Source organism: Roseateles chitinivorans (assembly GCF_050632235.1).
Lineage (GTDB): Bacteria > Pseudomonadota > Gammaproteobacteria > Burkholderiales > Burkholderiaceae_C > Roseateles > Roseateles chitinivorans_A.
Genome location: NZ_CP192584.1, coordinates 6419166 through 6430988, shown reverse-complemented (window position 1 = coordinate 6430988; position 11823 = coordinate 6419166). Strand labels below are relative to the sequence as shown.

The 11823-nt window shown below is 69.0% G+C and carries 8 protein-coding genes and 1 pseudogene; 7 read left to right on the top strand and 2 right to left on the bottom strand.

What is annotated here, in order from left to right; all coding sequences use genetic code 11:
• Positions 1 to 13 precede the first annotated feature (13 nt).
• Positions 14 to 1408 (bottom strand): PEP-CTERM sorting domain-containing protein, encoded by a 1395-nt coding sequence (locus ACQ859_RS29435; RefSeq protein ID WP_431263953.1) that lies wholly within the window; start codon positions 1406 to 1408, stop codon positions 14 to 16.
• A 164-nt stretch (positions 1409 to 1572) separates the two neighbouring features.
• Between ACQ859_RS29435 and ACQ859_RS29430 the strand changes: the two genes are divergently transcribed.
• The 4 genes from ACQ859_RS29430 to ACQ859_RS29415 all read left to right on the top strand — a co-directional run bounded on the left by ACQ859_RS29430 (position 1573) and on the right by ACQ859_RS29415 (position 5616).
• The gene (locus ACQ859_RS29430; RefSeq protein WP_431263952.1) at positions 1573 to 2220 is read left to right on the top strand and encodes an ANTAR domain-containing response regulator; all 648 of its coding nucleotides are present in this window, start codon (positions 1573 to 1575) and stop codon (positions 2218 to 2220) included.
• A gap of 355 nt (positions 2221 to 2575) precedes the next feature.
• Positions 2576 to 3799 (top strand): CmpA/NrtA family ABC transporter substrate-binding protein, encoded by a 1224-nt coding sequence (locus tag ACQ859_RS29425; protein WP_431263951.1) that lies wholly within the window; start codon positions 2576 to 2578, stop codon positions 3797 to 3799.
• 44 nt (positions 3800 to 3843) lie between these two features.
• Positions 3844 to 4764, top strand: a complete 921-nt coding sequence (gene ntrB, locus ACQ859_RS29420; protein ID WP_431263950.1) for a nitrate ABC transporter permease — start codon at positions 3844 to 3846, stop codon at positions 4762 to 4764.
• Positions 4765 to 4812: 48 nt separating this feature from the next.
• Complete coding sequence (locus ACQ859_RS29415) at positions 4813 to 5616, top strand: ABC transporter ATP-binding protein (protein WP_331614702.1); 804 nt, start codon at positions 4813 to 4815, stop codon at positions 5614 to 5616.
• Between the two features lie 200 nt (positions 5617 to 5816).
• Here ACQ859_RS29415 and ACQ859_RS29410 read toward each other — a convergent pair whose 3' ends face one another.
• Positions 5817 to 7214: a type IV pili methyl-accepting chemotaxis transducer N-terminal domain-containing protein gene (locus ACQ859_RS29410; RefSeq protein WP_431263949.1), complete on the bottom strand. Its 1398-nt coding sequence runs from the start codon at positions 7212 to 7214 to the stop codon at positions 5817 to 5819.
• Positions 7215 to 7538: 324 nt separating this feature from the next.
• Here ACQ859_RS29410 and ACQ859_RS29405 point away from each other — a divergent pair, with 324 nt between their 5' ends.
• The 3 genes and pseudogenes from ACQ859_RS29405 to nirD all read left to right on the top strand — a co-directional run bounded on the left by ACQ859_RS29405 (position 7539) and on the right by nirD (position 11800).
• Positions 7539 to 8858 (top strand): MFS transporter, encoded by a 1320-nt coding sequence (locus ACQ859_RS29405; protein ID WP_431263948.1) that lies wholly within the window; start codon positions 7539 to 7541, stop codon positions 8856 to 8858.
• A 50-nt stretch (positions 8859 to 8908) separates the two neighbouring features.
• Positions 8909 to 11409 (top strand): annotated as a pseudogene (gene nirB, locus ACQ859_RS29400) (nitrite reductase large subunit NirB).
• Between the two features lie 10 nt (positions 11410 to 11419).
• Positions 11420 to 11800 (top strand): nitrite reductase small subunit NirD, encoded by a 381-nt coding sequence (gene nirD / locus ACQ859_RS29395; RefSeq protein WP_431263947.1) that lies wholly within the window; start codon positions 11420 to 11422, stop codon positions 11798 to 11800.
• Positions 11801 to 11823: the final 23 nt, after the last annotated feature.

Here is an 11823-nt window from a genome sequence, read left to right as displayed (position 1 = left end):
ACGAAGCTGTCCGTCAGCGACGACGTGACGCTGCCGTAGGTGTAGGTGCCTCGCTCCGCAGCCTGGGTGGCGAGCGACGTGGATCCCTTGGCAAAGGCCTGCAGGTGGCCGTAGCGCGCGGCCCCCAGCCCTCGACGCGCGCGTCGGAAGACAGCGTCGCGCCGCTGAAGCCGATCGCATCGTCGAAGCGGCGCACCTCGCCGGGCGTGGTCGCGCCGCCGCCCTGGATACTGCGTCCGCTCGTGCCAGGCGCTTCCAGCTCGTAGTTGTAGGACACGCCGAAGGAAGGGACGGGCGGCTCCTGGGCGACTGCGGTCTGGCCCAGCCCCAACAGCCCGCCCACGACCGCGACCATCGATGCGATCCGCGACGGCGCGCCGGAACGACGCGGGTGTCCACGCCGCGCGAGCAGCCCCAGCGCGACCAACCCGGCGACCATCAGCGCCCACGTCCCGGGCTCGGGCACCACTGCGGCGTTGGCGAAGGACTGCGCGTAGTCGACGCCGACGCTGTTCAGCGCGGTGAACCCGCTCACCAGGTTGCCGTCGGCATCGGTGACGGCGGAGATGCCGTCCCAGTAGAAGCTGTTGGAGAACGCGGCGTAGCCCATGGCGCTCAGGAAACCGGTGGCATGGCCCTCGGGCCGCAGGTCGGCCGAGGACATCGCGGTCGCCTGCCAGTTCATGTGGATGGGCGCGCCGAACTCGAAGTCGAGCGCGTAGTCGTAGAGGCCCATGCCCTCGCGCGAGCCACCGGCCACGACCTGGTCCTCGACCATCGCCCGGAAGTCGTAGGCATACAGCGAGAGCGTGCCGGGACCGGGAAACTCCATCGCCACGCCCTCGGCGCGCATCGACAGGTTGCTGCTCCAGTAGTACGACCGCGTCCGCGCGGGACCGTCGATCGGCGGCCCGCCCGGGCCTGGCGCGGGGTCGCTCAACCCGACGTCGCCTTCGAGGACGACCCGGAAGTTCATCGTGCCGCGCGTGCCGGTGACGCAGGTCGCGCAGGAGATGATGAAGCTGTCGGTCATCGACGCGCTGGCGTAGGACTCCGCATGCAGGCCGGGCTGCGCGCCGGAGACGGAGGTCTGGCTCGTCGCGGCGCGGGACACGAACACGAGGTGGCCGTAGCTGGCACTCGCATAGCCGACGCCCTCGGCGTTCTGCAGCACGCCGGCCGCCGAGTCCTGCACGTTGACGTTCGCCCCGGCCCAGACGGGCGAACTGCCTGTCCGTGTGTCGCCGCCTTGCTGGACGTTCTTGGTGGCGGTCTGGCCGGAAGCGCTGGCGCCGACGGTGAACTCGGCGGCGACGGCGACGCGGGTGCCGAAGGACAGCACGGACAGCAGCGCGATCAGCGCCACCAGTTGGAGGGAGGCGGGAACCCGGGGCCGGACGAAGCGCATGGCAATCTCCCTGGCGGCGTGGCCGCCGCTCGCCGCGACGGTACGGCGAAGCGCCCGTTTGCGCGGCCCCTTCTTGGCAGGACCCTGGGCACGCCCGTTGCGTCGGTCCAGGAATGGCGCTTGCCCTCCGCCCGGGCGGTGAGGCGCGGCATGGAACTTGCGCGGTGAGCGGCGTGAAGCCGCCGCCCGCCCCCGATGCCAGCCCGCCGCGCCCCGTGCATGCCACGCATGCCGGCCTGCGCGTGCTGCTCATCGACGACGGCGCCCATCGCGTCGACCTGCTCCGCGACGAGCTGGTACGCCAGGGCTGCGAGGTCGTCGGCGTCATCGAGCAGGCCACGCTGATCCACGACTGCGTGCTGCGCCTGCAGCCGGATGTCGTCATCGTCGACGCCGAGTCGCCCACGCGGGACACGCTGGAGAACCTCGCCACGCTGTCGACGAGGATGCCGCGCCCCGTGGTCATCTTCGCGGAGGACGAGGACCGTGCCCCGATGCGCCGCGCGATCCAGGCCGGTGTCAGCGCCTATGTCGTCGCCGGGCTGCAGACGCAGCGTCTCGCGCCGGTGCTGCATGTCGCGATCGCCCGCTTCGAGCAGGACCTCGCGCTGCGCGAGGAACTCAGCAAGACGCAGGCGCAGCTGGCCTCGCGCAAGCTGGTCGACAAGGCCAAGGGCATCCTGATGCGCGAGCAGGGCCTGGACGAGGACCAGGCCTACCAGCGCCTGCGCCGGCTCGCCATGGACCGCGGCGAGGCGCTCGCGCAGGTCGCCCGGCGCGTGATCGACGCGCACGATCTGCTGCGCGGCTGAGCACCGGCGCGCACCGCAACGGCGCATCGGCGCCGCCAGACAGTGCACGACGTGCCTCCGCGACGGCCGGATCGATCGCGACCTGCCTCGAGACTTCCCTCGCGAACTCCCGGTTCGTCCCTCGCGTTCCCCCTCTGGGCGGGCACTGCTCGACGGCCTCGCGGCCGCACCGTGGCACGCATCCTGCAATGTCCGAGGCAAGCCCTCGCAACGGCGTGAGGGCCCCTGGAAGATTTGGGCAAAGGCGTCCGATCGGTTCCGCTTCAACGAAGCGGGGCGGTCGCGACGCCTTTTGTTTTTCCGCTGGAGTTCTTCGTTGGAGGTCTGGATGCAACACGGTTCGAAGGAGGGTCTGATGAGCGCTGAGCGTCGCAAGCTGCTCGCCATCGGCGCCGCGCTCGGCGGCCTGTCCGCGCTGCCGGGCGGCGGCGCGTACGCCGCCGGCTCGGACAAGCCGGAGAAGGAGGAGGTCCGCATCGGCTTCATCCCGCTGACCGACTGCGCGTCGGTGGTGATGGCGGCCGCTTTGGGCTTCGACAAGAAGTACGGCATCAAGATCGTTCCTACCAAGGAGGCCTCCTGGGCCGGCGTGCGCGACAAGCTCGTCAACGGCGAGCTCGACATGGCGCACGTGCTCTACGGCCTGATCTACGGCGTGCACCTGGGCGTGGCGGGTCCGAAGAAGGACATGGCCGTGCTGATGACGCTCAACAACAACGGCCAGGCGATCACGCTGTCGAAGAAGCTGGCGGAGGCGGGCGCGGTGGACGCGGCCTCGCTGGCGAAAGTGATGGCCAAGGACAAGCGCGACTACACCTTCGCGCAGACCTTCCCGACCGGCACGCATGCGATGTGGCTCTACTACTGGCTGGCCGCCGCGGGCGTGAACCCGCTGAAGGACGCCAAGGTCATCACCGTGCCGCCGCCGCAGATGGTGGCCAACATGCGCGTGGGCAACATGGACGGCTTCTGCGTCGGCGAGCCCTGGAACCATCGCGCCATCATCGACGGCATCGGCATCACCGCCGCCACCACGCAGGACATCTGGAAGGACCATCCGGAGAAGGTGCTGGGCACCACCGGCGACTTCGTCAAGAAGTACCCCAACACCGCGCGCGCCGTGATCATGGCGGTGCTCGAGGCCGGCCGCTGGATCGACGCCAGCCTGTCCAACAAGCAGAAGATGGCCGAGACGATCGCCGACAAGGCCTACGTCAACACCAGCGTCGACGCGATCAACCAGCGCATCCTGGGCCGTTACCAGAACGGCCTGGGCAAGACCTGGGACGACCCCAACTACATGAAGTTCTTCAACGACGGCCAGGTCAACTTCCCCTGGCTGTCCGACGGCATGTGGTTCCTGACGCAGCACAAGCGCTGGGGGCTGATCAAGGAACACCCGGACTACCTCGGCGTCGCGCGACAGGTGAACCAGGTCGAGCTCTACAAGCAGGCGGCCTCGGCGCTGGGCGTGTCGGTGCCGAAGGAGACGATGCGCTCGACGAAGCTGTTCGACGGCGTCATCTGGGACGCGAAGGATCCCGCGAAGTACGCCGATTCGTTCAAGGTCCGAGCCTGACGAGATCTCTCCCAGTTCCCTTCTGATCGATGCAGGAGTCCGCCATGGTCAGTGCCGTCTTCCATTCTTCCGACGACGCGTCGGGCGACGCGATGAGCGTCTCCGTCGCCACGCCCTTGCCGCTGGCGCGCGACGCGGCCAACGAGGCGGTCGCCACGCCGGCGCCCGTGGCGCGACCGCCGCGCGCGGGCATCGACTGGCGCGCCGTCTGGATGCGCGTGCTGCCGCCGGTGTGCGGCCTGGGCCTGCTGTGGCTGGTCTGGCAGGTCGCGACGATGAAGGGCGGGGCCTTCCCGACGCCGGGCGCGACGTGGGACGCGGCGGTCAAGCTGTTCGCCGATCCGTTCTATCGCAACGGGCCCAACGACCAGGGCATCGGCTGGAACATCCTCAACTCGCTGCAGCGCGTGGCGCTGGGATTCGGCCTCGCGGCGGCGGTCGGCATCCCGCTGGGTTTCATCATCGGCCGCTTCGAATTCGCGAGCCGCATGCTGTCGCCGCTGATCAGCCTGCTCAAGCCGGTGTCGCCGCTGGCCTGGCTGCCGATCGGGCTGCTGGTGTTCAAGAGCGCCAACCCAGCGGCGATCTGGACCATCTTCATCTGCTCGATCTGGCCGATGGTGGTGAACACCGCCGTCGGCGTGCAGCGCGTGCCGCAGGACTACCTCAACGTCGCCCGCGTGCTGCGCCTGTCCGAATGGAAGCTGGTGACCCGCATCCTGTTCCCCGCCGTGCTGCCCTACATGCTGACCGGCGTGCGGCTGTCCGTCGGCACCGCGTGGCTGGTGATCGTCGCGGCGGAGATGCTGACCGGCGGCGTCGGCATCGGCTTCTGGGTCTGGGACGAGTGGAACAACCTCAACGTGCAGCACATCATCATCGCGATCTTCGTGATCGGGATCGTGGGCTTGTTGCTGGAGTGGTTCCTGATGAGCCTCGCCAAGCGCTTCAGTTTCGATGACTGATCGCGACGATCCACCGTCGATCGCTCCCCGCATCACCAGGAGATTCCGATGAGCACTCCCTTCATCCGCGTGCAGCAGGCCGAGATGGTTTTCGCCAGCCGCAAGGGCCGCTTCCATGCGCTGCGCGAGATCGACCTCGACATCGCCAAGGGCGAGTTCGTGACGCTGATCGGCCATTCGGGCTGCGGCAAGTCGACGCTGCTGAACCTGATCGCCGGGCTGCTCAGGCCCACCGATGGCGGGCTGCTGTGCGACGGGCGCGAGATCGCCGGGCCCGGGCCGGAGCGCGCGGTCGTGTTCCAGAACCATTCGCTGCTGCCGTGGCTGACCTGCTTCGACAACGTGCTGCTGGCGGTGGAGTCGGTCTTCGGCGGCCGCGAGCTGCGTCCCCGTCTGATGGCGCGGACGGAGGAGGCGCTGCACCTCGTCGGCATGAGCCATGCGATGTTCAAGCGGCCGCATGAAATCTCGGGCGGCATGAAGCAGCGCGTCGGCATCGCGCGGGCGCTGGCGATGGAGCCCAAGGTGCTGCTGATGGACGAACCCTTCGGCGCGCTGGATGCGCTGACGCGGGCGCATCTGCAGGACGAGCTGCTGAAGATCGTCGCCGCGACGCACAGCACGGTGGTGATGGTCACGCACGACGTGGACGAGGCGGTGCTGCTGTCCGACCGCATCGTGATGATGACCAACGGCCCGGCCGCCACGATCGGCGAGATCCTGCCCGTCACGCTGGCGCGTCCGCGCGATCGCGTCGCGCTCGCCGAGGATCCGACCTACGTGCATGCGCGCAAGGCGGTGATCGACTTCCTCTACACGCGGCATCGGCACGTGGAGTCGCGGGCCGCTTGACTGCGTGAGGCCGCTGGCCCTCACCCCCGCCCTCTCCCGCAAGCGGGAGAGGGAGTGAGAGTGCACCGAGCCATTCGGAGCCGCAGCACCGGGGTGAGGATGCATCGAGCCTTTCGGAGCAGGAGCACTGGGGTGGCCCCTCTCCCGCTTGCGGGAGAGGGCAGGGGTGAGGGCCAGCGGCGGTGGCAGTGCAGGAGCCTTCAACCCAGGATGATCTGCAGACTCTGTTGGTAATGCACCGTGAGCAATTCCAGCCGATCGAGCATCACCTCGCTGCTGCGCGCCAGTCCTTCAGCCGCTTCGCGGCCGTGGGTCACGCGCACGCTGCGCATCAGCCGCAGCCACTCGGCGCCGACCTCGGCGAGCAGCGCGCGGATCGCGTCGCTCGATAGCGGCGAAGACTCCAGCTCCGCGAGGCCTGCGGCAAAGCGATCCAGACTGTCGAGCAGCACGACCGGATCGCGACCCGGCAGCAGGTCCGCGAGCAGCGCCTCCTTCGCCAGTTGCTGGCTCAGCATGCGCTGCCGTCCGCAGACGTTGACGACGTGCAGCGGCTTGCCGCCGCCCGAGGCGGCGAGTGCCGTCGCCAGCGCATCGGAATGCGTCAGCAGGTCCTGCGCGGCCGCATCGGCGGCAGCGAGCGCGTCGGTGGCGGGCTTGCCGAGCAGCAGCGGTTCCAGCCGGTGCCAGGCGTTGATCACGGGCTCGACGAGCTGGGCCGGTGTCCCCATCGACACCCCTTCCGGGACCGCCGCTGGCGACGGTGGTGTCGACGGCAACAGACCCGTCACCAGCGTCGGCAGTCGTGCCAGATTCGCCGCGACGCGCGCGCAGGACTCGTCCTGCAGCGCCTTCGCACGCTTGACCTCGATGCCCGCGGCGCGCTGCGCCATCAGCTTCACCAGCCGCTGGCTGAGCATGCGCTGCTGGCCGGCGAGGTTCACGGCCTCGGCCAGCTGCGCCGACTGCACGACGGACCGCGCCACTTCGCCCAACCGCAGATGCGCGTGCATCGCCGCATCGCGCAGCAGGCGGAAGGCGCCGTCTTCATCGAGATCCCGGGCCGACATCAGCAGCCCCTTCGCGCGATCGGTCCACTTGCGGTCGTCCAGTTGCGCCCGCAGCGCCGAGAAGCGGTTGAATGAGCCGATGGCCCAGCGCAGCTGGCGACGCAGCGCCGCGGCATCGGGCATCGATTCGAGCAGCACCTGCACGCCGAGGGCCATCGCCCGCTGCTGGAAGTCGACGGGCAGTCGATGCGCGCCTGAGGCGATGCACACGCCCGGCAGGTTGATCTGGACCGCCTCCAGGGCCTCCAACCAATCCGAGCCGACCGGCGTGACCGATCGCGCCGCCATGTCGGACCGATCGGAGGCGTCTCCGGGCGACGCGCCGCCAAGATGGAGCACGAACGCCTCCACGTCCCGTTCCTGTGCGGCGCGCACCAAGCTGTCGCGCTCCGGCTGGTGCACGGCTGCCGCAATCCAGTGCGCGGCGGGGTCGCCGGCCAGCGCCGCGGCGCCCAGCAGCAGCACGCGGCGCGGCAAGGTCGCGTCGTCATCGGGATCGGAACCGGTCGGTGCGTGGGAGTCGGACATGGCCTCGGGCAGGGGCTGGAACCAGGGCGTGACAGAGGAGGGCGGCAGCGAGCGACGGGTGTGCGCCGCAACGTCGACGAAGCGCCGCAGCATAAGCCTGCAGCGCTCTGGCGTTGAAGAAATCCCGACCGGCGCGCTTGCTGGCATGCGACTTGCGGAGTCCCCGGCGTGGCGCAACGACGCGCCGCACCCTCGCGGGGCTCCGGCTCCGCGGTCTTCGCGCCGGATCGTCCGCGATCCGATGCCTCATCCGTCAGAAGGCCTCGCCGAGCCCCGTGCTCGACGCGGCCTTTTTCGTTTCCAGCCACCCACAGCACTTCCGCCATGGCAGCGTTCCGCACCTTCCTGCGCTCCGGCCACGCCCCCACCCTGGGCGCGGCGTTCCTGTACTTCGCCTGCTCCTGCTGCATCTGGGTGCTCAACGGCGCGCTCGCGCCCTTCATCAGCGAGGCCTACCAGCTCACCGCCGCGCAGAAGGGCCTGATGCTGTCCATCCCCATCATGGCCGGCGCGCTGATGCGCTTCCCGCTGGGCGTGCTGTCGCAGTACATCGGCCGCAAGAACGCGACCCTGGTCGAGATGGCGCTGATCGCAGTCGCCATGAGCTACGGCTACTTCATGGTGGAGAGCTACGGCGACCTGCTCGCGATGGGCGTGCTGCTGGGCATCGCCGGCGCGAGCTTCGGCGTGGCGATGTCGCTGGGTTCGGGCTGGTACCCGCCGAAGTACAAGGGCCTGGCGATGGGCCTGGTCGGCGCGGGCAACGTGGGCACGGCGGTGTCGGTGCTGGTCGCCCCGCCGCTGGCGCAGTGGCTGGGCTGGCAGAGCGTCTACGCGATCGCCGCCGCCGCGATCGCGGTGCCGATGCTGGTGATGGTGGTCTTCGCGAAGGAGCCGCCCGACGTCGACACCCACGCCGGCCTGCGCGACCATGTCGCCTGCCTGTTCGAGAAGGACGGCTGGGCCTTCAGCCTGCTGTACGCGGTGACCTTCGGCGGCTTCATCGGCCTCACGACCTTCCTGCCGACCTACTACCACGACCAGTTCGGCGTCTCCAAGGTCGCGGCCGGTCAGCTCACGATGCTTGCGGCCTTCATGGGCGCGGCAGTGCGCGTCGCCGGCGGCGCGCTCTCGGACCGCTGGGGCGGCATCAACGCGCTGACGGCGGTGCTGGCGGTGGTGACGGTCTCGTTGCTGCTGGTCGGACTGGCCGACGGCTCGCTGGTGCTGACGACGGTGCTGCTGGTCGTGTGCTTCGGCGCGCTGGGCGCGGGCAACGGCGCGCTGTTCCAGCTGGTGCCGCTGCGCTGGCCCGCGGCCACCGCGGTGGCGGGTTCGATGATCGGCGAGATCGGCGCCCTGGGCGGCGGCGCGGTGCCCAACCTGATGGGCCTGTCCAAGCAGTGGGCCGGTACCTACGCGTGGGGCTTCGCGGCCTTCGCCGTCTTCGCGCTCGTGATGCTCGGTCTGCTACGCGTGATGCAGGCCCGCTGGACCCGCACCTGGGTCGGCGCCGGCGGCCGCGCACATCCCTCCGCTTCCAACGAGACACCGCTCTCACTCCCTCTCCCGCTTGCGGGAGAGGGCAGGGGTGAGGGCCGGGCTCTCCCGAACGCCACCTTCCGCATGGAGCGCTCCGCATGAACGCCGCCACCGAACTCGCGCCTCTGAACCTCCCAGCCGGAGCCCCCGCCATGAAAAAGATGAAGCTCGTGATGATCGGCAACGGCATGGCCGGCGTGCGGACGCTGGAGGAACTGCTGAAAATCTCCCCGATCTCTACGACATCACCGTCTTCGGTGCCGAGTCGCATCCCAACTACAACCGCATCCTGCTCAGCCCGGTGCTGGCGGGCGAGCAGACGCTGGACGAGATCATCCTGAATCCCTTGTCCTGGTACGAGGACAACGGCATCACGCTGCACCTGGGCAAGGCGGTGAAGACCATCGACCGCATCAAGCGCAAGGTGATCGCCGAGGACGGCACCGAGGCCGAGTACGACCGCCTGCTGATCGCCACCGGCTCCAACCCCTTCATCCTGCCGGTGCCCGGCAAGGAGCTCGAAGGCGTGATCGGCTACCGCGACATCACCGATACCAACACGATGATCGAGGCGGCGACCAAGTACCGCCATGCCGTGGTCATCGGAGGCGGCCTGCTCGGTCTGGAAGCCGCGAATGGCCTGATGCTGCGCGGCATGCAGGTCACGGTGATCCACATCGCCGGCTGGCTGATGGAGCGCCAGCTCGACGACCAAGCCGGCGATCTGCTGCGCAAGTCGCTGCAGGAGCGCGGCCTGCGCTTCCGCATGGGCGCGCAGACCGAGGCTCTCATCGGCGACAAGGACGGCCGTGTGATGGCCGTCCGCTTCAAGGACGGCGAAGAGATCCCCGCCGACCTCGTCGTGATGGCCGCCGGCATCCGTCCCAACACTGCGCTGGCGGAAAGCGCCGGCATCCACTGCCACCGCGGCATCGTCGTCACCGACACGCTGCAGACGGTCACCGATCCCCGCGTCTACGCCGTCGGTGAATGCGCTGCGCACCGCGGCATCGCCTACGGCCTGGTCGCGCCGCTGTTCGAGCAGGGCAAGGTCTGCGCGAACCACCTCGCGCAGTTCGGCATCGGCCGCTACCTCGGCAGCCAGACCAGCACCAAGCTGAAAGTCACCGGCATCGACCTGTTCTCGGCCGGCGACTTCATGGGCGGCGAGGGCACCGAGGAGATCGTGATGAGCGATCCCTTCGCCGGCGTCTACAAGAAGCTCGTCATCAAGGAGGACCAGCTGGTCGGCGCCTGCCTGTACGGCGACACCGTCGACGGCAGCTGGTACTTCAAGCTGCTGCGCGAGGGCCGCAAGATCGGCGACATCCGCGACAAGCTGATGTTCGGCGAGAGCAACATCGGCGACGTCGGCCACCAGGGTCACAACAAGGCCGCGGCGATGGCCGACAGCGACGAGGTCTGCGGCTGCAACGGCGTCACCAAGGGCGCCGTCTGCAAGGCGATCAAGGAGAAGGGCCTGTTCACGCTGGAGGAGGTGCGCAAGCACACCAAGGCGAGCGCGAGCTGCGGGTCCTGCACCGGCCTGGTCGAGCAGCTGCTGATGTTCACCGCCGGCGGCGACTACTCGTCCGCGCCGAAGAAGAAGGCGATCTGCGGCTGCACCGACCTGAGCCACCAGGAAGTGCGCGACGCCATCTTCAAGGACCATCTGATCAAGCTGGGCGACGTCTACGCGCGCCTGAGCTGGAAGACGCCCGACGGCTGCGCGACCTGCCGGCCGGCGCTCAACTACTACCTGCTGTCGTCGTGGCCCAAGGAGGCCGTGGACGATCCGCAGTCGCGCTACATCAACGAGCGCAGTCACGCGAATATCCAGAAGGACGGGACCTACTCGGTGATCCCGCGGATGTGGGGCGGGGAGACAACCGCCGATGAGCTGCGTCGGATCGCCGACGCCGTCGACAAGTACAAGATCCCGACCGTCAAGGTGACCGGCGGCCAGCGCATCGACCTGCTGGGCGTCCGCAAAGAGGATCTGGTCGACGTCTGGCGCGACATCGGGATGCCCAGCGGGCACGCCTACGCGAAGGCGCTGCGCACGGTGAAGACCTGCGTCGGCTCCGAATGGTGCCGCATGGGCACGCAGGACAGCACGCAGATGGGCAAGGACCTGGAGCGCGCGATGTGGCGGATGTATGCGCCGCACAAGGTGAAGTTCGCCGTCAGCGGCTGCCCGCGCAACTGCGCCGAGGCCGGCATCAAGGACGTCGGCATCATCGGCGTGGACTCGGGCTGGGAGATGTATGTCGCGGGCAACGGCGGCATCAAGACGGAGGTCGCGCACTTCCTCGTCAAGCTCAAGACCTCGGAAGAGGTCATGGAATACACCGGCGCGTTCATGCAGCTCTATCGCAAGGAGGGCTGGTACCTCGAACGCACCGTGCACTACGTGAGCCGCGTGGGCCTGGACCACGTGAAGCGCCGCATCCTCGATGACCACGAGGGACGCAAGGCGCTGTGGGCCGAGCTGCAGTTCGCGCTCGACGGCGAGCCGGACCCGTGGTTCGAGTTCGCCAAGGCGCAGGTCGACGTGCGGCAGTTCGAGCCGGTCGCCACGGTCGACGGAACCGCTTCATCCGCCGCCCCATCTGTCGCTCAATCCGCCGTTCAGGCCACCCTTCAAGCGTGAGGCGCACCCCATGACGAACTGGATCTCCGTCTGCACCGTGGCCGACATCCCCGTGCTGGGCTCGCGACGCGTCGCCCGCACGAAAGGACCGCAGGTCGCGCTGTTCCGCACCGCCGACGACCGCGTGCATGCGCTGCTCGATCGCTGCCCGCACAAGGCGGGGCCGCTCAGCCAGGGCATCGTCTTCGGCAACGCGGTGGCGTGTCCGCTGCACAACTGGACCATCGCGCTGGAGAACGGCTGCGCCCGCGAGCCCGATGAAGGCCGCACGCCGGTGTTCCAGGTGAAGGTCGAGGATGGCGTGGTGCTGCTGGACCGCGACGAGCTCGACACCGTCGGCGTCGACCTGCCGGCGGTGAAGGCCGGTCCCTGCACGCGCGTGGCCTGCTGAGCGACGCCGACGTGGTCGCCGAG